24 protein-coding genes are annotated in these 22,339 nt (G+C 69.3%); 16 read left to right on the top strand and 8 right to left on the bottom strand.

Annotation, left to right across the window (positions count from 1 at the left end; genetic code table 11):
• Positions 1-118: 118 nt before the first annotated feature.
• Both IFU30_RS15300 and IFU30_RS15295 read left to right on the top strand, forming a co-directional pair.
• Positions 119-748, top strand: a complete 630-nt coding sequence (locus tag IFU30_RS15300; RefSeq protein ID WP_159879921.1) for a Pr6Pr family membrane protein — start codon at positions 119-121, stop codon at positions 746-748.
• The gene (locus IFU30_RS15295; RefSeq protein ID WP_192005867.1) at positions 745-1,518 is read left to right on the top strand and encodes a DUF998 domain-containing protein; all 774 of its coding nucleotides are present in this window, start codon (positions 745-747) and stop codon (positions 1,516-1,518) included. Before IFU30_RS15300 ends, IFU30_RS15295 begins: the two co-directional genes overlap by 4 nt.
• On the opposite strand, the gene IFU30_RS15290 is transcribed toward IFU30_RS15295, so the two are convergent.
• A complete protein-coding gene (locus tag IFU30_RS15290; RefSeq protein WP_192005865.1) occupies positions 1,485-2,711 on the bottom strand; it encodes an ROK family transcriptional regulator in 1,227 nt (408 codons plus the stop codon). The genes IFU30_RS15295 and IFU30_RS15290 overlap by 34 nt on opposite strands.
• A 42-nt stretch (positions 2,712-2,753) precedes the next feature.
• Positions 2,754-3,416, bottom strand: coding sequence for a YqaJ viral recombinase family protein (locus IFU30_RS15285; RefSeq protein WP_124767348.1), 663 nt, complete (start codon positions 3,414-3,416; stop codon positions 2,754-2,756).
• Between the two features lie 154 nt (positions 3,417-3,570).
• On the opposite strand from IFU30_RS15285, the gene IFU30_RS15280 reads away from it, so the two are divergent.
• From IFU30_RS15280 to IFU30_RS15265, 4 genes are read left to right on the top strand one after another with little or no spacing between them, the layout of a single operon-like run.
• The gene (locus tag IFU30_RS15280; RefSeq protein WP_192005863.1) at positions 3,571-4,317 is read left to right on the top strand and encodes a TIM barrel protein; all 747 of its coding nucleotides are present in this window, start codon (positions 3,571-3,573) and stop codon (positions 4,315-4,317) included.
• Positions 4,314-5,423 carry a Gfo/Idh/MocA family protein gene (locus IFU30_RS15275; protein WP_192005861.1) on the top strand — a complete coding sequence of 370 codons (1,110 nt, stop codon included), beginning with the start codon at positions 4,314-4,316 and terminating at the stop codon, positions 5,421-5,423. Before IFU30_RS15280 ends, IFU30_RS15275 begins: the two co-directional genes overlap by 4 nt.
• A complete protein-coding gene (locus IFU30_RS15270; protein ID WP_192005859.1) occupies positions 5,420-6,538 on the top strand; it encodes a Gfo/Idh/MocA family protein in 1,119 nt (372 codons plus the stop codon). Before IFU30_RS15275 ends, IFU30_RS15270 begins: the two co-directional genes overlap by 4 nt.
• On the top strand, positions 6,535-7,569 hold the full coding sequence (locus tag IFU30_RS15265; protein ID WP_064294543.1) for a sugar phosphate isomerase/epimerase family protein: 1,035 nt from the start codon (positions 6,535-6,537) through the stop codon (positions 7,567-7,569). The genes IFU30_RS15270 and IFU30_RS15265 overlap by 4 nt, the downstream gene beginning before the upstream one ends.
• 96 nt (positions 7,570-7,665) lie before the next feature.
• Here IFU30_RS15265 and IFU30_RS15260 read toward each other — a convergent pair whose 3' ends face one another.
• Positions 7,666-7,926 carry a thioredoxin gene (locus tag IFU30_RS15260; RefSeq protein ID WP_192005857.1) on the bottom strand — a complete coding sequence of 87 codons (261 nt, stop codon included), beginning with the start codon at positions 7,924-7,926 and terminating at the stop codon, positions 7,666-7,668.
• Positions 7,927-8,035: 109 nt separating this feature from the next.
• On the opposite strand from IFU30_RS15260, the gene IFU30_RS15255 reads away from it, so the two are divergent.
• The gene (locus IFU30_RS15255; protein ID WP_192005855.1) at positions 8,036-8,875 is read left to right on the top strand and encodes an NAD-dependent epimerase/dehydratase family protein; all 840 of its coding nucleotides are present in this window, start codon (positions 8,036-8,038) and stop codon (positions 8,873-8,875) included.
• Between the two features lie 75 nt (positions 8,876-8,950).
• Here IFU30_RS15255 and IFU30_RS15250 read toward each other — a convergent pair whose 3' ends face one another.
• The 4 genes from IFU30_RS15250 to IFU30_RS15235 form a co-directional block, all read right to left on the bottom strand.
• Positions 8,951-9,442, bottom strand: coding sequence for a MarR family winged helix-turn-helix transcriptional regulator (locus IFU30_RS15250; RefSeq protein WP_192005853.1), 492 nt, complete (start codon positions 9,440-9,442; stop codon positions 8,951-8,953).
• Positions 9,443-9,459: 17 nt separating this feature from the next.
• On the bottom strand, positions 9,460-11,217 hold the full coding sequence (locus IFU30_RS15245; protein WP_192006451.1) for an MDR family MFS transporter: 1,758 nt from the start codon (positions 11,215-11,217) through the stop codon (positions 9,460-9,462).
• A 222-nt stretch (positions 11,218-11,439) separates the two neighbouring features.
• Positions 11,440-12,120: an ABC transporter ATP-binding protein gene (locus tag IFU30_RS15240; protein ID WP_192005851.1), complete on the bottom strand. Its 681-nt coding sequence runs from the start codon at positions 12,118-12,120 to the stop codon at positions 11,440-11,442.
• A 90-nt stretch (positions 12,121-12,210) separates the two neighbouring features.
• Positions 12,211-13,734, bottom strand: a complete 1,524-nt coding sequence (locus tag IFU30_RS15235) for an ABC transporter permease (protein ID WP_192005849.1) — start codon at positions 13,732-13,734, stop codon at positions 12,211-12,213.
• 235 nt (positions 13,735-13,969) lie between these two features.
• Between IFU30_RS15235 and IFU30_RS15230 the strand changes: the two genes are divergently transcribed.
• The 4 genes from IFU30_RS15230 to IFU30_RS15215 all read left to right on the top strand — a co-directional run bounded on the left by IFU30_RS15230 (position 13,970) and on the right by IFU30_RS15215 (position 17,480).
• Positions 13,970-14,728 (top strand): response regulator transcription factor, encoded by a 759-nt coding sequence (locus tag IFU30_RS15230; protein WP_124767343.1) that lies wholly within the window; start codon positions 13,970-13,972, stop codon positions 14,726-14,728.
• Positions 14,725-16,320 (top strand): sensor histidine kinase, encoded by a 1,596-nt coding sequence (locus tag IFU30_RS15225; RefSeq protein WP_274500401.1) that lies wholly within the window; start codon positions 14,725-14,727, stop codon positions 16,318-16,320. The genes IFU30_RS15230 and IFU30_RS15225 overlap by 4 nt, the downstream gene beginning before the upstream one ends.
• A gap of 27 nt (positions 16,321-16,347) precedes the next feature.
• On the top strand, positions 16,348-16,968 hold the full coding sequence (locus IFU30_RS15220) for a phosphoribosylanthranilate isomerase (RefSeq protein WP_124767341.1): 621 nt from the start codon (positions 16,348-16,350) through the stop codon (positions 16,966-16,968).
• A 101-nt stretch (positions 16,969-17,069) separates the two neighbouring features.
• A complete protein-coding gene (locus IFU30_RS15215; protein ID WP_079706722.1) occupies positions 17,070-17,480 on the top strand; it encodes a DUF5684 domain-containing protein in 411 nt (136 codons plus the stop codon).
• A 24-nt stretch (positions 17,481-17,504) separates the two neighbouring features.
• Here IFU30_RS15215 and IFU30_RS15210 read toward each other — a convergent pair whose 3' ends face one another.
• Entirely contained in the window at positions 17,505-18,662 is a 1,158-nt protein-coding gene (locus IFU30_RS15210; RefSeq protein WP_192005847.1) for an AAA family ATPase, read from the bottom strand.
• A 320-nt stretch (positions 18,663-18,982) separates the two neighbouring features.
• On the opposite strand from IFU30_RS15210, the gene rplJ reads away from it, so the two are divergent.
• The 5 genes from rplJ (at position 18,983) to IFU30_RS15185 (ending at position 22,333) form a co-directional block, all read left to right on the top strand.
• Positions 18,983-19,501 (top strand): 50S ribosomal protein L10, encoded by a 519-nt coding sequence (rplJ, locus tag IFU30_RS15205; protein ID WP_079706724.1) that lies wholly within the window; start codon positions 18,983-18,985, stop codon positions 19,499-19,501.
• A gap of 78 nt (positions 19,502-19,579) precedes the next feature.
• On the top strand, positions 19,580-19,963 hold the full coding sequence (gene rplL / locus IFU30_RS15200; RefSeq protein ID WP_056014124.1) for a 50S ribosomal protein L7/L12: 384 nt from the start codon (positions 19,580-19,582) through the stop codon (positions 19,961-19,963).
• A 329-nt stretch (positions 19,964-20,292) separates the two neighbouring features.
• Positions 20,293-20,436 carry a hypothetical protein gene (locus tag IFU30_RS15195; protein ID WP_153303516.1) on the top strand — a complete coding sequence of 48 codons (144 nt, stop codon included), beginning with the start codon at positions 20,293-20,295 and terminating at the stop codon, positions 20,434-20,436.
• Positions 20,437-20,576: 140 nt separating this feature from the next.
• Positions 20,577-21,038 carry a MarR family winged helix-turn-helix transcriptional regulator gene (locus IFU30_RS15190; RefSeq protein ID WP_192005846.1) on the top strand — a complete coding sequence of 154 codons (462 nt, stop codon included), beginning with the start codon at positions 20,577-20,579 and terminating at the stop codon, positions 21,036-21,038.
• The gene (locus tag IFU30_RS15185; protein ID WP_192005844.1) at positions 21,035-22,333 is read left to right on the top strand and encodes an MFS transporter; all 1,299 of its coding nucleotides are present in this window, start codon (positions 21,035-21,037) and stop codon (positions 22,331-22,333) included. Before IFU30_RS15190 ends, IFU30_RS15185 begins: the two co-directional genes overlap by 4 nt.
• Positions 22,334-22,339 lie beyond the last annotated feature (6 nt).

Below are 22,339 nucleotides of genomic sequence, written 5' to 3'. Positions count from 1 at the left end.
ATGAGTCGGCGCTGTTACGGGGGTGTCAATTGGCTGGAAACGATTCCCTCTCTTCGGGGGACACGACGGCCCGACTGTCGCCCGATCCTCGGGCGCGTGCTTCCGATACAGTGGCGCAATGCGCGCACTGTTCGGAGTCATCAGGATCATCGCGGGTGGGGTGATCATCGCCGCCATCGTCGGCCAGTTCGTCTACACCCTGTCCTTCGGTGATGCGCCCGACGACTTCTTCGTCAACTTCTTCAGCTACTTCACGATCCTGTCGAACGCGCTGAGTGCGATCGTCCTGTTGGTCGGCGCCGGGTTCTGCTTCCGCCTGCGACGCGATCCGGCCTGGTACAACCTGGTCCTCGGCTGCGTCGTGACCTACATGGCGACCACGGGCGTCGTCTACAACCTGCTGCTCCGCGGCATCGCCCTCGACCAGGGGCACACCCTCGGTTGGTCGAACGAGGTGCTGCACCTCATCGCACCGATCTATCTGGTGCTCGTCTGGATCGTGACGCCCGGCAAGTCCCGCCTGGAATGGCGTCAGGTGTGGGCGATCATCGCGTTCCCGCTCGTCTGGACCGTCTACACGATGATCCGCGGATCGATCGTCGGCTGGTACCCGTACCCGTTCCTCAACCCGGCTCAGCCCGGCGGGTGGGGAGCCGTCGTCGTCTACATGATCGCCATCGCCGGGTTCATCGGCCTGATGGGCTGCGCCGTCATCGCGTTGAGCCGGACGAGGCTCATCCGCGGATGACGGGGGCCACATCAGACCAGCGGGTCTCTCGCCCGTCGGCCGTCCGTCGGCGCCGATCCGTCGCCCTCGGGTTCGCGATCATCGGTGGCGTGCTCCTCGTGGTCGCCACGATCATGATCTGGGCCGCACGACTCAGCCTCGGCAAGAACAGCTACGTGAGCGGCCTCGGTGCCACCGGCGAGGTGACGGCTCCGGTCTTCAACGCCGCACTGCTCATGGTCGCGGTCGGTGGTCTCAGCATCGCTGTGGCGCTGCAGCGAGCCGTCCCGTCCCGCGAGCCCGGTCAGCGCCGCACGAGGGTTGGACTGCTGCTCATCCCCTGGCTGCTCGTCGGACTGTCGAGCCTGTGCTTCTTCGTGGCGTCCCGGGTGACCTGCACCTACGAGTGCCCGATCCCGTCGAATCCGCTGTTCACGCTCCAGGACGCGGTGCACATCTCCTTCGCCGTGATGGGCTTCGCCCTCGCCTGCCTGGCGATGATCGGGTCGGCCCTCGGGTCGCGGCTGCGCGCCGTCCGGCGGCTGTCCTGGTTCGCCGGATCCGCCGTCGCGGTGGTCGCGGGGCTCGGTGGCCTGCTCTCACTCGCGGAGGTCGGGCAGCAGGTCGGCAGTTGGCTGGAGTTCGCGGCGATGACCATCGCCCTGTTCTGGCTCGTCGGGTACGGCCTGGCGGAAGTCCTCGCCGTCGGGAAGGCGGACGACGTCGGACGCCCTGGTTCCGCACTGGAGGACGCGCGTCAGGTCGACGCGGCCTCGAGCGCCCGGGGCTGAGTCATCGCGTCGATCGCCGGTGCGGACAGGGCGTCGCGCAGCACCATGATCGCCGCTCCCAACACCCCGGCCTCCTCGCCGGCCGTCGAGGTGACGATGCCGAGGTGTCCGGTGGCGAGCGGCATCGACCGGCGGTAGACCACCTCGCGGACACCGGTGAGGAGATGTTCACCCGCCCGGGTCATCGTCCCGCCGAGCACGATCACCGAGGGGTTCAGGAGGTTCACCACGACACTGAGCACCTCACCGATCTCCCGGCCGGCCTGCCGCGTGGTCTCGATGGCCATACGGTCGCCCGCGCGGATGAGTGCTGCGACGTCGCGACTGCTGACGGCGTCGATCCCGCGGGCGCGGAGCTCGGTCGCGATCGCAGGCCCGCTCGCGATGGCCTCGAGGTCGCGCTCGTCGTCCGCAGCGCGCGGGGAGTCTCGGCCGACGGGGACCTGGACGTGCCCGATGTCGCCGGCCGCACCGAGTGCCCCGCGCTGCAGCTCGCCACCCGCGATGATGCCGGCACCGATACCCGTGGACACCTTCACGTAGACGAGGTCGTCGGTGTCCGGCCAGGAGATCGCGTGCTCGCCGAGCGCGAGGACGTTGACGTCGTTGTCGACGAGGACCGGGACGTCGATGGTCCGACGGATGTAGGCGGGGACGTCGAAACGGTCCCAGCCCGGCATGATCGGCGGGTTCGTCGGCCGTCCGGTCGAGTGCTCGACCGGCCCCGGAAGCCCGATCCCGATCCCGATGACCGGGGGCGCGACCGGCTGGGGTGTGGCCCAGGTCTGCGGAGCGGCCAGCAGGGCCGACGCCGCTTCGACCACCCAGTCGAGGACGGGCTCGGGTCCTGCGGCGATCTGCAGCTCCGCGCGGCTCGTCGCGAGGATCGCGCCGGCCAGGTCGGTGACGGCCACCGTCCCGTGCGTCGCCCCCAGGTCGACGGCGACGACGACGCGCGCGAGCGGGTTGAATGCGATCCGTGCGGGCGGGCGACCACCCGAGGAGGCTGCCTCTCCAGCGGGACGGAGCAGGTCTGCGGCCACGAGGGCGTCGATCCGGAGGGAGACGGTGGAGCGGGCCAGGCCGGTCAGGGCGCACAACTCCGACTTCGTGCGTGCCTCACCGCCGCGGAAGAGTTGGAAGAGGTCGCCGGCGCCCGGTGCTCCGGGGGAGGGGCGTAGCGGCTCGGTCATGGCGACAGTCAACCACCTCGGCCGACTTCTGTCGACTTGTCGTCAGAAGTCGGCGCTCAGCAGTGGTTCCCGGAGCTGCCGAGTGACGGGCGCAGGCTCCGGGAGGACCGGGCGCCGGGCGGCTGGATTGGTGCGGTGGTACAGCTCGTCGATGAGTGCGTTCGCAAGGCCCACAAGCTTCGCGATCTCGACGTCATCCCGCTCGACCCATCGACAGAGCGGTTCGTCGTCGATGGGGACGAAGTCCTTATGCTCCTCCCAGACGACGAGCGTCCGCTCCGCGCCGATCACGTACTGCTGCCACCACACCTGACGCAGGTAGTTGCGGGGGATCGAGCGCCAGGACTTCGTCGTGGTCTTGATCTCCGCGAGCACGACGGCCCCGCGCTCGGTCACGGCGATGCCGTCGGGGGTGGCGAGGTGACGGTGTTCGACCTCGGCCCGGAAGAGCGCCGACGAGGGGTTGATCCCGTGCGTCGCGGCGACCCACCGGGCGATCTCCGGCTCGCGGGCGCGACCGTGGTCGGTGAAGGCGTTGCCGGAGAAGCCCGTCCCGCCGAGCTTCGCGTCGGCCGCCCGCTGGATCGAGGCCGGGGTCGAGAGGGTGGCGACGTCGGTCGCGGTGATCCCGCGCGAACGAGCCCGCAACCACGAGATGCGGTCGCTGGAGTCAGCGACGATCCGGGAGAGCAGAGCTGAGTTCACCTCTCCATTGTCCCCCACGCTTCCGACTCCTGCGGTATTCGTCGCCGGGGGAGCGGCGACCGGTGGGAGACTTTTGTTTGACCACCGACAGAAGTGTGGTTAGCCTGGATCTCGCAGCAGCGGCTGCCTGACACCATCATCATTGAGGAGCATCGTGTCGACTTCCCAACTCTCTGTCCAGCTCTACTCGGTACGGGAGCCGCTCACCGCGGATCGTGCCGCAGCGCTGCAGCGCCTGACCGAGATCGGTTTCCGCCAGGCTGAGCCGTTCGGCTTCGGTCCCGGCGTCAGCCTGCAGGACATCCACGATGCCGGCCTCGCCACCCCGAGCGCGCACGGCAAGGTCATCGCCGACGACATCGACCTGTCGGCGGCCTTCGGCGCGGCGGCGGAGCAGGGCGTGCAGGTCCTCATCGACCCAGCCATCGCCGAAGAGCGCTTCGCCACGGCGGAGACGGTCGCTTCGATCGCCGACGAGCTGAACGCCGCGGCGGCGGTCGCCGCCGGTCACGGGGTCCAGGTGGGCTACCACAACCACTGGTGGGAGCTCGAGGGCGACGTCGCGGGCGCCAGCCCGCTCGAGCACCTCGCCGCGCTCACCGACCCGGCCGTCGTGTTCGAGGTCGACACCTACTGGGTCGAGGTCGGCGGACGCCGCGCGGTCGACGTCCTCGGTGCGATCGGCGATCGTGTGCGCTTCATCCACGTCAAGGACGGCGACGCCTCACGCGACACGCTGAAGCAGCTGCCCGCGGGCGCCGGGGTCGTCCCGGTGCTCGACATCCTCGCCGCGGCACCGCAGGCCCTCCGCGTCGTCGAGTTCGACGCGTTCGACGGCGACATCTTCCAGGGGCTCGAGCAGAGCTTCACGTACCTCACCACGAACGGAGTCCAGGCATGAGCAACAGCACCGGAACGGTCGGTGTCGGCCTCATCGGCGCCGGCGTCATCAGCGACCAGTACCTCAGCAATATGGTCACCTTCCCCGACCTCGACGTCCGGTTCGTCGCGGACCTCGACCTCGAGCGGGCGAAGACGCAGGCCGAGAAGTACGGGGTGCCCGGCCACGGCTCGGTCGCCGAACTCCTGGCCGACCCCGAGATCGAGATCGTCGTCAACCTGACCATCCCGAAGGTCCACGTCGAGGTCGCCATGCAGATCCTCGGCGCCGGTAAGCACGTGTGGAGCGAGAAGCCCTTCGCGCTCGACCGTGAGAGCGGGCAGGCCCTGCTGGCCGCCGCGAAGGAGAAGGGGCTCCGCGTCGCCACGGCTCCGGACACCTTCCTCGGCGCCGGTATCCAATCCGCTCGCCGACTCGTCGAGGCCGGTGGCATCGGCCAGCCCCTCACCGCGCTGACCCTCATGCAGAGTCCCGGCCCGGAGTCGTGGCACCCGAACCCCGACTTCCTGTTCCAGGACGGCGCCGGTCCGCTCTTCGACATCGGCCCGTACTACATCACGGCGCTCGTGCAGCTGTTCGGTCCGATCGCCCGCGTCACCGCGCTGGCTTCGCAGGCCTTCCCGCAGCGGACGATCGGATCCGGCCCGCGCGCCGGTCAGTCGTTCGACGTGACGGTGCCGACGCACGTGAGCGCCCTCTTCGAGTTCGAGAGCGGCCAGCTCGCGCAGAGCGTCTTCAGCTTCGACTCCAAGCTCGGCCGCACGCAGTTCGAGGTCGCCGGCTCGACCGGCACGCTCGTCGTCCCCGACCCGAACACCTTCGAGGGCGACCTGCTCGTCTACGGCGGTGGCGAGGAGCCCGAGTCGATCCCGTCGACCGGTCCGACGCAGGGTCGCGGAACCGGGGTGGTCGAGCTCGCCCAGGCGATCCGCGCCGGTCGTCCCGAGCGCGCCTCCGGTGAGCTCGCCTACCACGTGCTCGACGTGATGGTCTCGACGGCCGAGTCGGGCCTGAGCCGCACCTCGGTCGACGTCGTCAGCACCGTGGAGCTCGCTCCCGCGCTGCCGGAGTCGTGGACGCCGGCGGACGGCACCTTCGGAGCATGACCGTGGCCGGTCCCGGTATCGCGGTGGTGGGCGGTGGCTTCATGGCCACCGTCCACAGCCGGGCGGCCCGCGCTGCGGGTGCCCGGCTGGTCGGTGTCGTCGCCTCGACGCCCGAGCGCTCGCGGGAGGTCGCCGCGAACCTCGGGTTCGAGCGCGGGTACGGCTCGCTCGACGAGCTGCTGGCCGACCCCGCGGTCGACGTGGTGCACGTCTGCACACCGAACGCGCTCCACGCCGAGCAGGCACTCGCGGCCATCGCGGCCGGCAAGCACGTCGTCTGTGAGAAACCCCTCGCGACCGACGGCGCGACCGCCGAGCGTCTCGTCGCCGCCGCTGCCGAGGCCGGTGTCGTCGGCACGGTGCCGTTCGTGTACCGCTTCCACCCGCTCGTCCGGGAAGCCAGGGCGCGCGTCGCCGCCGGTGACCTCGGGACCCTGCTCACCATCAGCGGGTCGTACCTCCAGGACTGGTTGCTCGCGCAAGCCGACGACAACTGGCGGGTCGACTCGGCGGCCGGGGGCCGTTCGCGCGCCTTCGCCGACATCGGTTCGCACCTCGTCGACCTCCTCGAGTTCATCACGGGCGCGCGCATCACCGAGCTGAGTTCGACGGTCCGCACCTTCTTCGCCGAACGCGCGAACACCCCGGAGGTCACGACCGAGGACGCGGCCGCGGTCGTCATCCGGCTCGAGGGCGGCGCCATCGGCACGCTGCTCGTCTCGCAGGTCGCGCCCGGTCGGAAGAACCGGCTGCACCTCGAGATCGCCGGGACCGAACTCAGCATCGGTTTCGACCAGGAAGCGCCGGAGACGCTCTGGCTCGGCCGTCGGTCGGGCACGCAGGTGTTGCCGCGCGACGCCGACCAGCTGCACCCGGACGCCGCACGCCTGTCCATCGTCCCCTCGGGGCACCCGATGGGCTACCAGGACGCCTTCAACGCGTTCGTGGCCGACAGCTACGCGGCGATGGCCGGGCAGTCGCCGGACGGCTTGCCCGTCTTCGCCGACGGACTCCGCACCGCGCGCATCACCGAGGCCGTCCTCGACGCGGCCGAAACCGGCCGCTGGGAAGCGATCGCCACCTCCACCGACGACGAGCAGAGGATCACCGCATGACCGACACCACCGACAAGCAGTACGCCAGCCGCCTCCCAGTGACCCTGTTCACCGGACAGTGGGCGGATCTCCCCTTCGAAGAGGTCGCCCGCCTCGCCGCCTCCTGGGGCTACGACGGCCTCGAGATCGCGGCCTCGGGCGACCACCTCGACCTGAAGCGCGCGGATGAGGACGACGCCTACCTGCAGTCCCGCCTCGACATCCTCGACCGGCACGGCCTCGAGGTCTTCGCGATCTCGAACCACCTCACCGGCCAGGCCGTGTGCGACGACCCGATCGACTTCCGCCACCAGGCGATCGTGCGCGACTACACCTGGGGCGACGGCGACGCGGAGGGGGTGCGCCAGCGGGCGGCCGAGGACATGAAGCGGTCCGCACGGGTCGCGCGCAAGCTCGGCGTCGACACGGTCGTCGGTTTCACGGGGTCGAAGATCTGGCAGTACTCCGCGATGTTCCCGCCGGTGCCGGCCTCCGTCATCGACGCCGGGTACGAGGACTTCGCGACCCGCTGGAACCCGATCCTCGACGTCTTCGACGCCGAAGGGGTCCGCTTCGCACACGAGGTGCACCCGTCCGAGATCGCCTACGACTACTGGACGAGTGTCCGGACCCTCGAGGCGATCGACCACCGCCCGGCGTTCGGTTTCAACTGGGACCCGTCGCACATGATGTGGCAGGGTGTCGACCCGGTCGGGTTCATCGTCGAGTTCGCGAACCGGATCTACCACGTCGACTGCAAGGACACCCGGATCCGGCCGGCCACCGGTCACGCCGGCATCGTCGGCTCGCACCTGCCCTGGGGCGACCCGCGACGCGGCTGGGACTTCGTGTCGACCGGTCACGGCGACGTGCCGTGGGAGGACGCCTTCCGTGCCCTCTCGAGCATCGGCTACGCCGGGCCGATCTCGATCGAGTGGGAGGACGCCGGCATGGACCGCCTGCACGGAGCCGAGGAGGCCGTCGGATACATCCGGAACCTGCTCTGGAAGCTGCCCGAGCAGTCCTTCGACGCGGCGTTCAGCACGCAGTAGCCCCGGACCCTGAACTGCTTCTTCGGTCCCTGAGCTGCTTCTCCGGTCCCTGAGCTGCCTCTTCGGTCCCTGAGCTTGTCGAAGGGCGGTCGCCGGTTACAGCCCCTTCGCCGCGGCCACCAGCACCTGGTTGAGCGTGGGCGCGCCGGTCGCACGGAACACCTCGGTGCCGTCGTCGGCCGTGATGATGACCGTGGGGGTGGAGCGGATGCCGTCGGCCTCCGCCTCCGCCGCACGGAAGGCGACGTCGCGCTCCTCGACGACGGCACCGGCCACGAGCGCCGGGACCTCGGCCAGGACGGCGCGAGCCTGCATGCAGGGAGCGCAGAACGCGGAGGTGTACAGGGTGAGCTTCACGTCTCGTCCAACGCGACCCGGCGGTCGACCATTCCGCTTCGGTCGCCCGATCCTGGGGGAGTTGTCAATCGTCCACGCGATCGCGGGTTGATGGACCAGGATGGGCGTCATGAGAATCGCAGTGACGGGAGGCTCGGGCAAGCTCGGGCGAACAGTGGTCGGCCATCTTCGGGAGCACGGTCACCTGGTGATCAACCTCGACCAGGCGGGAGAGCGCGGTGACGGTTTCGTCCGCGTCGACCTGCGTGACGCGGGCCAGGTGTTCGACGCCCTCACCGGTGTCGACGAGCAGGCGCCCGACGGGTTCGACGCGGTCGTCCACCTGAGCGCCATCCCCGCGCCGGGGCTCTCGACGAACACCGCGACCTTTCAGAACAACATCCTCAGCACCTACAACGTGTTCAACGCCGCCATCAAGGCCGGCATCACGAACATCGTCACGGCGTCGAGCGAGACCGTCCTCGGGCTGCCGTTCGACACCCCGCCGCCCTACATCCCCGTCGACGAGGCCTACGCCGCCCGACCCGAGTCGACGTACTCGCTCTCGAAGCACCTCGAGGAACAGCTGGCGATCGAACTCACGCGGTGGCACCCCGAGCTCAAGATCATCGCCCTCCGCTTCTCCAACGTGATGGACGAGGCCGACTACGCGGCGTTCCCGTCGTTCGACGCCGACGCCACCCTCCGCAAGTGGAACCTCTGGGGCTACATCGACGGCCGTGACGGCGCGCAGGCCGTGCGGCTCGCGCTCGAGCACCAGGCCACCGGGTTCGACCGGTTCATCATCGCTGCGGCCGACACGGTCATGTCGCGCGACAACGTCGAGCTCGTCGCGGAGGTCTTCCCGGACGTGCCCGTCAACGGCGACATCGCCGGCAACGGGACGCTGCTCTCGATCGACCACGCGCGCGAGGTCCTCGGGTACGACCCGAAGCACAGCTGGCGCTGACCCGTTCTCAGGAGTTCCTCGGCGCGTCACTCGCTCGTGAGCCCGGCGCTCCGGGGGACTCCTGAGAAAGGGACTTCAGAGGGCGCCGTTGAGCTTCGCGAGGAGTTCGGCGAGCCTTCGCACCTCGGCCTCGTCCCAGGACGAGAGCTGCTGGTAGAGCATCGCCTGGTCGTTGGCCCGTGTCGACTCCATCCGGCGCTCGCCCTCGGCGGTCGCGACGACGAGGCTCGCGCGGCCGTCCTCGGGGTCCGGTGTCCTCGTCACGAGGCCGAGCGTCTCCAGCTGGTGGATGAGGCGGCTCACCGCGCTCTTGTCCGTCGCGAGCATCTCGGCCAGGGCACCGGCGCGGATCGCTCCGGAGCGCGAGACCATGCTGAGCAGCTTGTAGCCGGCCGGCTGGAGTCCGGGGGAGATCCGCTCGGCGCGGTCGCGGATGCCGTTGCGGATGCGGTTGATGAGCAGCGCGAACTGCTCCTCCACGGCACCGATCGCGAGGTCGTGCGCGGTACCGGCCGCTGCGTCGTCGGCAGCGGCCGGCCCGGCCTGGGCGTCGTGATCGATGGACATCGTTCGCATTGTACGGACTAGCGGCCGTGGCGGGGGCTGTGTGCCTCGGCCTCCGAGCCGCTGTCGGCGTCGGCGGTCTCGTCCCGTCCTCGCTCGAGTCGGGTGTCCGCCTCGCCACCGATCATGGCCTCGGCCACGTCCAGCGCACCGGTCGCGAACGACTGGGTCGACGTGGACGCGGTGGCCGTCGTGACGGAACCGGTGGCCGCGCCGACGAGGGCCGGCTCTCCGGTGCCCTGCTCCGCCATGCGCTGCACGGCGTTCTTCGAACCGAGCTTCTTGTTCGGCAGGAAGATCACGGCGATGATCGTCAGGATCGCGAGTGGTGCGGCGACGAGGAAGATGTCGGCGACCGCGTCACCGTAGACGGATTCGATGATGGTCCGCACCGACTCGGGCAGCGTGCTCACCTTCGGGATCGTGCCGCTCGAGAGCGTCTCGGCGATCTTGGCGCCGGGAGCACCGAGGGCGACGATTGCCGCCTGCAGGTCGTCCTGTCGGTCGGAGAGCATGTCGGTGACCTTCGTCGCGAGCACCGAGCCCATGACCGAGACGCCGATCGTGCCGCCGAGGCTGCGGAAGAACGCGACACCCGCGCTCGCCGTGCCCAGCTGCTGCGGCAGGACGTCGTTCTGGACCACGAGCACGAGGTTCTGCATGACCATGCCGACACCGGCGCCGAGGATGAACATGTACACGGAGACGAGCAGGTAGTTCGAGTCGTAGTGGATCGTGCTCATGAGGAACAGGCCGACGGTGAGGAGGATCGAACCCACGATGAGGTACGGCTTCCAGTGCCCGAAGCGGGAGATGAACTGCCCGACCACGATGGAGGCGATCAGGAGGCCGCCGATCATCGGGAGCGTCAGTAGACCCGACTCGGTCGGCGTCGCTCCACGCGCCAGCTGCATGTACTGGCTGAGGAACACCGAGGTGCCGAACATCGCCACACCCACCGAGATGCTCGCGACGACCGCGAGGGTGAAGGTGCGGTTCTTGAACAGCGACATCGGGATGATCGGCTCGTCGACCTTGATCTCGACGATGACCGCTGCGGCGAGCAGGAGGACGGAGATGCCCACCATGACGAGCGTCGTGAAGCTCGCCCACTCGAACTGCGTCCCGGCCAGGGTGACCCAGATGAGCAGCAGCGAGACGCCGCCGGCGATCAGGGCTGCGCCCAAGTAGTCGATCTTGACCTTGCCGACGTTCCGCTTCGGGAGGTGGAGCGTGCGCTGCAGGAGGAAGATCGCTGCGATCGCGAAGGGGACGCCGACGAAGAAGTTCCAGCGCCAGCCGAGCGAGTCGGTGAGGAGTCCGCCGAAGAGCGGGCCGCCGACCGTGCCGACCGCCATGACCGCACCGAAGAGGCCCATGTACCGGCCACGCTCACGCGGGCTGATGATGTCGGCCATGATGATCTGGCTGAGTGCCGTGAGACCACCGGCGCCGAGGCCCTGTAGGACGCGGAAGCCGATGAGCGTGCCGGTGTCCTGGGAGAAGCCCGCGAGCGCCGAGCCGAGGACGAAGATCCCGAGCGCCAGCTGGATGAGCAGCTTGCGGTTGAAGAGGTCGGCGAACTTGCCCCAGATGGGCGTCGAGACGGTGGTGGCGAGCAACGTGGCCGTGACGACCCAGGTGAACGCCGTCTGGTCGCCGTTCAGGTCGGAAATGATCCGGGGGAGGGAGGTCGAGACGACGGTTCCGGCGAGGATCGACACGAACATGCCGAGGAGGAGGCCGGAGAGGGCCTCGAGCACCTGGCGATGCGTCATGCCGTTGTCCGCGCGAGCGGGCGTGGCGGGTGTTGAGGTGGTGTGTGACATGGGCTCCGCGATCGTGATGACGTCAGCTAGTTGATATGCGTCAACTATATGAGAAGTAGTTGATCAGTGTCAACCAATCACGACGACGGGGTATTCCCGTGGCCCTTCGACAGGGTATAGGTGGCTCGGGGAGCGGATGTGAGCCGCTCCCCGAGCCTGCCGAGTGGCCGATCAGCGCCGAGTCGTGACGTCCTTGAGCTTCCCGTTCGCGATGTGGAGACGACGCTCGGCGCGCTTGGCGACCGCGGTGTCGTGCGTCACCACGATGACCGTGAGCCCGCGGTCGCGCCACAGGCCCTCGAGGAGGTCCATGATCTCGTCGCGGGTCTCCTCGTCGAGGTTGCCGGTCGGTTCGTCGGCGAGCAGCACCTCGGGCTCCTTGACGAGCGCACGGGCGATCGCCACCCGCTGCTGCTGCCCGCCGGACAACTCGGCGGGGAGGTGCGAACCCCGCTCCGCGAGTCCGACGGACGCGAGCGCCGCCCGAGCCCTGGTCTCGCGTTCGGCCCGAGGGGTCCCGATCGGGACCAGGGCCATCTCGACGTTCTCCTGTGCCGTCAGCGTCGGGATGAGGTTGAACCCCTGGAACACGAAGCCGATCTCCGTGGCGCGGATCCTGCCGAGCTTCGTCTCGCTGAGCGTCGAGAGGTCGTCACCGGCGAGGGAGATGCTGCCGGCGGTCGGTCGGTCCAGCGCGCCGAGCATCTGGAGGAGCGTCGACTTGCCGCCGCCGGTCGGACCTTGGATGGCGACGAGCTGTCCGTCGGGGATGTCGAGGTCGACGCCGTCGAGCGCCGTGACGGAGCGCTTCGCCTGGCGGTACTGCTTGGTGAGGCCGGTGATCGTGTACATGGGGTCCTTCGTTCTGCTGGTCGGAGTGAGAAGTGAAACCGCCGGGTGGTCGCGGGGGAGACGACCACCCGGCGGCGTCTGGTGCGTCGCCTAGGCGACGGAGCGGAGCGCCTCGGCCGGACGCAGCCGTGAGGCGCGCCACCCGCCGATGGCACCCGCGAGCAGCCCGCCGAGGATGGCGATCCCGACGGCGATGACGATGATCCACGCGGTCACGGGGGCCTGGAGGACGATGTCGGTGGTGGTCGCGGCCGCAGCGCCCGGGGCACCGCCGAACCCACCGGCCGCTCCCGCCGCCGCATCCGACGGCATGCCCGCGGCACCGCCGGGGCCGCCGAGTCCGCCGCCGGCCGAGGTCGTCGCCGCCGCGCTGAGCGTCGGAGCGACGAGGTTCACGACGAGGATGCCGACGAGGCCGACCGCGACACCGACGGCGCCGCCGATGAGCGACTGCACGACGGACTCACCGGCGACCTGGCCGACGATGCGCCGGTCACTCCAGCCGATCGCCTTGAGCGTGCCGAACTCGCGAGTGCGGCGCGTGACGCCGGAGATCGTGAACAGGATCGCGATGAGGAACGCGGCGGCGAGCACGATGAGCGACAGCCAGGTGCCGAGGTTGGACACGAGCGTCGACGCCGAGGCGAGCGAGCCGGACACGGTGGACGCGAGGTCCTCCTGGGTGCTCACGGTCGCGTCGGGCAGTGCCGCCTCGATGTCCGTCTGCACCTGCGTGATGTCGGTCGACGAGGCGGCCTGCACGTACACGTCGCTGACCTGGCCGTCGAGTCCGGCGAGCGTCTGCGCGACGTCGAGGGGGATGTAGACGTTCGAGGCGGTCGTGGCGTCGGCTCCGGAGGCGGTCACCGTGCCGACCACGCTGAACGTGGTGCCCGCGATGTCGATCGTGTCGCCGGTGGCGATCCCCGCCTCGGTCGCGTAGGAGGCGTCGAGGACGGCGACGTCCGTGCCCGTGTCGTCGACTGCGAGCGAGCGACCGTCGCTGAGGGTGACGGCCGAGAGCGGACCGACGGCGTCGCCCGAGGGGTCGAGACCGAGGACCGTGAAGGAGTCGACGCCGAAGGAACTCCCGCCTGCGCCGTCCGGACCGCCCTGCGGCGGGGTCGCACCGGACGCGTCACCGCCGGGCACGCCTGCCGACCCGTCGGATCCCTGCGCCTGCGAGAAGTCGGGCAGCTCGCCCGTGAAGGTCGTGTTCGTGAGCGACAGGGTGGCTGCGGCGGCCTCGACGTTGGCGACGTCGGTGATCGTCCCGAGCGCCGTCGCGTCGAAGGTCGACGTGCCTCGAGCCGCCTCGAGTCGCGACTGGTTGACGGTCGTCGTGCCGTCGCTCGTCGACCCGTCGCCCGAGCCGAAGTCGAAGTTCTGGCCGGGGCCGCCGCCCTCCGTCGGCGCCTCGGCGGCCTGACTGACGGTGATGTCCGTTCCGACCCCGTAGACGGATTCCAGCACCGACGCCTGCGCCGTCTTCACACCGGCTGCGACCGAGTTGACGATGATCACGAGGGCGATGGCGAGCGCCATCCCGATGGCGATGATGATCGTCTGTTTCCGACGACCGACGAGTTCCCGCCGGAGATACGTTCCGAACATGTCTGTGTTTCCTTCTGCTCTGGTGCACGTGCCGGCGTCCCCGTTGCGCGACGCCGACGATCCGCACGTCGCGGATGACTTGGACCGGACGCTACGGAGGCCCGCTTGGCCTGCGCCTCGGCGAGGCTATGAATCGGCCCAGGTCGATGTGGGCGCCTCGCCGGCTCGGGGAGGGCACAGCATCCGTCTGGTCGGTTCATAGACAGCTCATAGGGCGGAGGCGAATACTGAACGCGTGAACATCCCGACCCAGGCGCCCGGTGCCGCGCGAAGCGCACTCAAACGGGCCGACGGCACCGCCGTCCGTGTGCTCGTCGTCGACGACGAGGCGACGCTCACGGACCTCCTGCAGATGGCCCTGCGCTACGAAGGCTGGGAGATCCGGACCGCCGCCGACGGCCGCGAGGCCCTCACGACCGCCCGCGACTTCCGCCCGGACGCCATCGTGCTCGACATCATGCTGCCCGACCTGGACGGCCTGCAGGTGCTGAACCGCCTGCGGACCTCGGGGAGCGACGTCCCCGTCCTGTTCCTCACCGCCAAGGACTCGCTCGACGACCGCATCGCGGGCCTCACCGCCGGCGGCGACGACTACGTGACCAAGCCCTTCAGCCTCGAGGAGGTCGTCGCCCGGCTGCGCGGGCTCATCCGCCGCTCGACCCTGCTGGCCGCCGACGAGTCCGGCCCGGACATCGTGGTCGGCGACCTCGTGCTGAACGAGGACAGCCACGAGGTGACGCGCGACGGCGAGCCCATCGAACTCACCGCGACCGAGTTCGAGTTGCTGCGGTTCCTCATGCGGAACCCGCGCCGGGTACTGAGCAAGGCCCAGATCCTCGACCGGGTGTGGAGCTACGACTTCGGCGGTCGTGCGAGCGTCGTCGAGATCTACATCTCCTACCTGCGGAAGAAGATCGACGCCGGGCGCGAGCCCATGATCCACACCGTGCGCGGCGCCGGCTACATGTTGAAGATCCCGACGGTCGGTTCGTGACCACGAGCGCCCCCGTCACCGACCCGGCAGCGACGACCACCGACTCCACCCACCCCAAGCGCGCTCCGTGGACGCTCCGTCGACGCCTCATGGTCGTCGTCGTCGGGCTCCTCGCCCTCGGCAGCGCCGTCGTCGGTGTCGCGAGCGCGGTAGCGGTGAGCGGCCTCCTCACCGAGGGCGTCGACAACCAGCTCACGAAGGCCGCCGAGCGGATCGTCGACTACGGTCGCAACGGCCAGCTCCCCGCACCGGAATCCCTGCCGGACTCCGGCATCCCCGACGGCTACGGCGGTGGTTCGGGCACGCGCGAGCCGCCCGCCTTCATCGGCGCTCCGGGCCTCGGGCCCGGCGCACTCGGGGCGATCGTCGTCGACGGCACCATCGTCAGCGCCGGATACCTCAACGCCGACGGCAGCACGGTCCCGTGCACCGAGAGTCAGGACGCCATGATCCTCACGGTGTCGGCCGGTGACCGACCGTCGACCATCAACCTCGGGGAGCATCTCGGCGACTACCGCGTCGTCGCGGTCACCGACGCGAGCGGCGCGACGAGGATCATCGGGCTGCCGCTCGCCGAGGTCGCGTCGACGGTCATGCAGCTCGTCACCCTCATCGCGATCATGAGCGTCGTGGTCCTGCTGCTCGCCGGGCTGGCCGCGTTCGCGATCGTGCGGTACTCGCTCCGCCCGCTCGACCGGGTCGTCGCGACGGCCGCGGTCGTCGCCGAACTGCCCCTCGACCGCGGTGAGGTGGCGCTCGCCGTCCGGGTACCGGAGTCGGACACCGACCCGCGCACCGAGGTCGGACGCGTCGGATCGGCGATCAACCGCATGCTCGGGCACGTCTCGTCCGCGCTGAACGCCCGGCAGGCGAGCGAGAACAAGGTGCGCCGGTTCGTCTCGGACGCGAGCCACGAGCTCCGGACCCCGCTGGCGTCCATCGCCGGATACTCGGAACTCGCCGCCCGGAAGTCGGACGCGCTGCCGGAGGACGTCACCCACTCCCTCGGCCGGATCCGCTCCGAGGCCGGTCGCATGACCACGATCGTCGAGGACCTGCTGCTGCTGGCGCGGTTGGACGAGGGACGCGAACTCGCCAAGCGCCCCGTCGACCTCACCGAACTCGTCATCCACACCGTCGGCGACGCCCATGTCGCCGGGCCGGACCACGTGTTCGAACTGGACTTCCCCGAGGAGCCCGTCCTCGTCACGGGTGATGCGTCCCGACTGCAACAGGTGATCGTCAACCTACTCGCCAACGCGCGGACCCACACGCCCGCCGGGACGACCGTGCGGACGGGGCTGGCGGTCGAGAGCGGTCCTGCGGGCGAGATCGCCGTGCTGACCGTGTCGGACGACGGCCCCGGCATCGACCCTGCGCTGCAGCCCAACCTCTTCGAGCGCTTCGTCCGCGGTGACGACTCCCGCTCCCGGGCCACCGGGAGCACCGGCCTCGGGCTCGCGATCGTGCACGCCGTCGTGGCTGCGCACCACGGCACGGTCAGGTGCGAGAGCACACCAGGACGGACGGTGTTCCGCGTGGAGCTACCGGCCGTCGCCACCCCGGACGTCCTCGTCCCGACGGCGGAGTGATCCGTGCGGCCGGGTAGCGTGGTCCCCATGTGGGTCAAGGTGTGCGGTCTGTCCGAGGCGTCCGACGTCGCTGCGGCGGTGGACGCCGGAGTCGACGCGATCGGATTCGTCTTCGCGCCGGGGTCGCCCCGGACCATCGAGCCCGAACGCGTCGCCTCGCTGCTCGCCGACGTCCCCGAGTCGGTGCTGACGGTCGGCGTCTTCCGGCGCCAGTCGGTCGAGGAGGTCTCGCGGATCGCCGGTGCTGCCGGGGTGCAGGCCGTCCAGCTCCACGGTGACGAACCACCCGAGGCGTTCCAGGAGCTGCAGGCGATGGGATGGCGGACGCTCCGGGCGACCTCGGCGGTGCACTACGCCTCCGAGAACGCCGCCGAGCGCGCCGCCTACGCCGAGGAGCTGTTGCTCCTCGATGCACCTGACCCGGGAGCCGGGAAGACCTTCGACACGATCGCTCTGGTGGCGAACCCACCCACCCGCACGTGGATCCTCGCCGGCGGTCTCACGCCGGAGAACGTCCAGGGCCTCATCGCGGAACTCCGGCCCTGGGGGGTCGACGTGTCCAGCGGGGTCGAGTCCTCGCGCGGGGTGAAGTCGCCGGAGCTCATCCGCTCGTTCGTGCACGCCGCCCGCACCGCCCGGGCCGTCTGAGCGTCTGCGGGACACCCGCTGGTCCGGGGTGCGACCCGCGCGCTACATTCGTCGGATGAGGCGGTCGGTCGACCGCGATGACGACAAGGAGCGCCACCACCGTGATCGACACCATCCTGCTCGCCGCTGACGACAACGGTCGTGCCGCCATCGAGTTCATGAACGCCCCCGCCAACGTCTTCGGCGGCATCATCGGCTACGCGCTGTTCGTCGCATCCGTCTGGGGGATGTTCGAGAAGTCTGGCCGCTCCGGCTGGACCGCGATCATCCCGATCTACAACTGGTACGTCGTCGTGAAGCTCGCCGGCTTCACGGGTGCGGCGACCATCCTCTACTTCATCCCGCTCGTGAACATCGTGTTCGGGTGGATCGTCGGATGGCACATCGGCAAGCAGTTCGACAAGAGCACGGTGTTCCGGATCTTCGGACTCGTCCTGTTCCAGCTGATCGGGTTCTTCATCCTCAGCTACGGTTCGGACCGCTACCTGGGCAAGCAGGCCGACCGCGCCTAGCCGGCGGTCACCTGGGCCGGACGCTCACCGGGACGGCCAGGCCCACGGCGGCGTCGACAGCAGGCCCTGATCCTCGACGGTCGTCTCGCCGAGTCGCTTCACCAGCCGGTGTTCGTGCACCTCGCCGGCCTCGAGCATGGCCTCGATGAGTGGGCGGGCGTGGGAGACGACCACGAGCTGTGTGTCGGCGCTCGCCGCGGTGATGAGCCGAGCGAGCTGGGGGAGGAGGTCGCCGTGCAGGCTCGTCTCGGGCTCGTTCAACACCATGAGCTCGGGCGGGCGCGGAGTGAGGAGCGCCGCGACGAGCAGCAGGTAGCGGAGCGTGCCGTCGGACAGCTCGCCGGCCGAGAGCGGACGGAGCATCCCGGGCTGTTCGAGCTCCAGCCGGAACACCCCGTCGTCGGCGCGCACGCGCAGCACGCTGCCGGGGAAGGCGTCGTCGACGGCTGCGTCGAGGCGATCCCGTCCGCCGGACTCGATGATCGTCTGCACCGCGGCGGCGAGGTCCGCGCCGTCGTGTCCGAGCACAGGCGTCCTCGTCCCGACCTGCGGCGCACGTGCCGGGGCGTCGCGGTCGGTCCGGAACTGGTCGTAGAACCGCCAGCCGCGCACCTGGCCGCGCACGCGGAGGACCTCGGGCGTCGCGTCGGCGTCCGAGAACTCGGTGAGGATGCTCTCCGAGGTGCCGAGCGTTCGACCGATCGGACGCCACGACCCGTCGCGGACCCGGACCGCCGGACCGTGCCGGTCGACGAGCAGGCTGCTCGGTTTGGCCAGTGCACCGGCGAAGATCTGCTCCCGCTTGATCTCGGGGTCGCGACCGAACAGCGTCGTGGACGGCTGCGGGATCCCGAGGTCGATGAGATACCCCAGCGTGTCCGTCGCGAACCCGAGTCGCAGGCTGATCGGACCCGAACGGCGCGTGCCCTGGACCGGGACGGAGCCGTCGACCATGGCGCGACTCACGTGCTCGGGGCCGGCCCATAGTGTCGAGGAGAGCCCGCCGTCGCGGGCGAGGGATCCGACGACATCGCCGTCGCCCGCACTCGCGAGGAGTCGGAGTGCCCGGTAGAGGTTGGACTTGCCGGTGCCGTTCGCTCCGGTCACGACGTCGAGGCCGTGCAGCGGCAGCACGGTGTCTCGGATGGACCGGTAGCCGGAGATGGCGAGCGTCTGGATCATGGCTCCATGGTGCCGGTCGCCTCGGACATCCGGACGGGCGGTCGTGAGCGCCCGGTGCACGCCTGTCGGAACGGGGCCGGGGGTGTGTTATGGTTGTCGAAACCAAAGACCGCCGGTCACTGTCGCGTGCAAACGAGACAGTCGAAGGTTCTCATGACGAGACGTCCAGCGCAGGTGTATGAAGATCTGATCGAGGCTCGCCTCTCCCCAGCTCCGTGCGCTTGCGCCGGAGCTTTTTTCATGCCCGAACCCTTCGCCGGCCCGGCGGTTGGAGTGTGCGGCCTCCGCTGCATGCATTCAAGATTCGAAAAGGAGTGGCCATGGCGAACAAGGAAGCCTCGGTTGCCGAACTCACGGAGAAGTTCCAGAGCTCGACTGCCGTTCTGCTGACCGAGTACCGCGGCCTCACTGTTGCTCAGCTCAAGAACCTGCGCAAGAGCATCAGTGCGGACGCAACCTACGCCGTGGTGAAGAACACGCTGACCAAGATCGCGGCGAACAACGCCGGCATCTCGTCGTTCGACGACGAGCTCGCCGGTCCGTCCGCGATCGCATTCGTGCACGGTGACCCGGTCACCGTCGCGAAGGCTCTTCGTGACTTCGCCAAGGCAAACCCTCTCCTCGTGGTCAAGGGCGGTTACTTCGACGGTAACCCGCTGACCGCTGAAGAAGTCGGCAAGCTCGCCGACCTCGAGTCCCGTGAAGTGCTGCTGGCAAAGCTTGCCGGCGCCGTCAAGGCCTCGCTGTTCGGAGCTGCCTACCTCTTCAACGCACCGCTCTCGAAGGCCGTTCGCACGGTCGAGGCGCTGCGCGAGAAGCAGGAGTCCGCGGCCGAGTAATTCGGTTCCGCGAACAATCAACCCCGTACCTGTCCGCCGCGTGATGCGGTTGCAGGGCATGAAACAAGGAGAACAATCATGGCAAAGCTGTCAAACGAAGAACTGATCAACGCGTTCAAGGAGCTCACGCTCATCGAGCTCAGCGAGTTCGTCAAGCTGTTCGAGGAGACCTTCGAGGTCACCGCTGCTGCTCCCGTCGCCGTCGCCGGCCCGGCTGCTGCTGGCGCTGCTGTCGAAGAGGTCGAAGAGAAGACCGACTTCGACGTCATCCTCGAGGCTGCTGGCGACAAGAAGATCCAGGTCATCAAGACGGTCCGCGAGCTCACCTCGCTCGGCCTCGGCGAGGCCAAGGCTCTCGTCGACGGCGCTCCGGCTGCCGTCCTCGAAGGTGCCAACAAGGAAGCCGCTGACAAGGCGAAGGAAGCCCTCGAGGCTGCCGGCGCCACCGTCACGCTCAAGTAGTCGGTCCCCTGCGGGGGACAACCACTGGGCTGGCGACCGACTCCGGTCGGTCGCCGCTGACGATCGCGGATCTTCTTGAGACGAGTGCTGCACGCACTCGGCAGAGACATCCGTGATCGGAGGGCATCGCCCCCGATTCGTTCGGGAGCGGTGCCCTCCGTCAGTTAATCGGAGGGCCTGCGATTCGTCGCTTCACTCCACACGGACGCGGATGCTCTGCACCCGTCGACGACGTTCGTCGACGGTTCACGCAGGTATCCGCGTCGTCGTCCCGCTCCGTGTGAGCGCGGGCCGTCGGTGCGGTGCCCGAATCGGGAGAACCCACCACCATGAACACCCACGCACGCTGGCGTGCAACCATCACCTGGATCCGAGCCCAGCTCGCATCCGCCTTCACCGAGTCGGAACGGGCGAGCGACGCCCATCCGCCCGATCCGCGGGTCAGCCAGTCCTTCACCACCTGGATGCGCTGACCGGTTCACAATTCAGGTCCGCCTGGGCGAGTCCCGCCCTGCGGGAGGCTCCCGGTGCCGACGCGCCGGGAGCCTCCTGAATGGTGATCACCGGACTGAGGGTGCAAGTGCATAGCTTAGCTATGTATACTGGATGGATCATGACCGAGAACCGTACGCATTCACCCCTGCACACCATCCTCGGCGACCTCATCACGGCATCGCACCGGCTCACCCGCCTTGCCGCCCAGGCCACCGGATCCTCCGAATCGCCCGCCGTCTGGCGCACGCTCTCCGTGCTCACCACGGTCGGCCCCGTCCGGGTCGGCGAACTGGCCCGCCAGAGCCGGGTGTCCCAACCCACGATGACGAAGCTCGTGCAGAGCCTCGACGAGCGCGACTGGATCAAACGGATCGCCGACGTCGACGACCACCGCGCGTGGCTCATCGCCATCGCCCCCAAGGGGACGGCCGCCCTCCTCGCCTGGCTGGACGAGCTCACCAACGCCCTGGAGCCGGCCTTCACCGACCTCGAGGACGACGACCTCGCTGCGATCGCCAGGACGGTCGAGATCATCCAGGCCCGCGTGGCCGTCGAGGTCGCCTCGGAGCTGACGGCATGAGCGCCGACACCAGCGCACGCACGTCCTCCGTGCCCACGCCCACGGCGTCGAGCCACGGCCACGGCGCCGGCCACAGTGCAGACCTCGGCGGCATCCTGCACCAGCCGAAGGCCGTCTGGGCGGTCGCCTTCGCGAGCGTCATCGCCTTCATGGGCATCGGCCTCGTCGACCCGATCCTCCCCGCGATCGCCGAAGACCTCCAGGCGACGCCGACCCAGGCCGAGATGCTCTTCACGAGCTACCTGCTCGTCACCGGCGTGGCCATGCTCTTCACGAGCTGGCTGTCGAGCCGGATCGGTGCCAAACGCACGCTCCTCATCGGACTCGCACTCGTCGTCCTGTTCGCCCTCCTCGCGGGCCTGTCCGACTCCGTCGGAGCCGTCATCGGCTTCCGGGCCGGCTGGGGCCTCGGCAACGCGCTCTTCATCTCGACGGCACTCGCCACCATCGTCGGTGCTGCAGCGGGCGGCCGCGCCAACGCGATCATCCTGTACGAAGCGGCACTCGGGCTCGGCATCGCGATCGGTCCACTCCTCGGTGGTCTCCTCGGCGGCATCGGCTGGAAGTGGCCGTTCTTCGGCACCGCGACGCTCATGGCCGTCGGGTTCATCGCGATCGTCACCCTGCTGAAGACCGAGGGGCCGAAGCCTGAGCCGCTCAAGCTGTCCGCGCCGTTCAAGGCGCTGGCGATCCCGTCGCTCGGCATCCTCGCGGCAGCCGCCCTGTTCTACAACATCGGCTTCTTCACCCTGCTCGCCTACTCGCCGTTCCCGCTCGGCCTCGATGCGATGGGTCTCGGGTTCACCTTCTTCGGCTGGGGGGTCGCGCTGGCGGTCACGAGCGTGTTCGTCGCACCGTTGCTCACGGCTCGGATGCGTCGCACCTCCGTGATCAAGCTGGTCCTGCCGTTGCTGGCACTGGACCTCGTCGCGGCCGGACTCCTCGTCCAGTCCACCACCGGCCTCATCGTCTGCATCGTCGTCGGCGGGCTGCTGCTCGGCGTCATGAACACGGTGCTGACCGAGTCGGTCATGGAGGCGACGGACCTGCCGAGCAACGTCGCATCCTCGGCGTACTCGTCCGTACGGTTCCTCGGTGGGGCCATCGCGCCGCCGGCCGCCGCGGAGATCGCGAAGCTCATCTCGCCTGCCGCGCCCTACTACGTGGCCGCGGGCTCGCTCATCGTCGCGGTCCTCATCGTGGTCCTCGGACGCAAGCACCTCGCCCGGGTCGACGGCCCGGTGGAGAGCGAGCTCGACGAGGCCATCGCGATCACCGCAGCCGACGCGAGCTGATCCGAC

Origin of the sequence: Plantibacter sp. CFBP 8798, assembly GCF_014841195.1 — a bacterium.
GTDB lineage: Bacteria > Actinomycetota > Actinomycetes > Actinomycetales > Microbacteriaceae > Plantibacter > Plantibacter auratus.
Note: the sequence above shows the minus strand (reverse complement) of the source record. Positions and strands in the feature narration are given on the sequence as shown.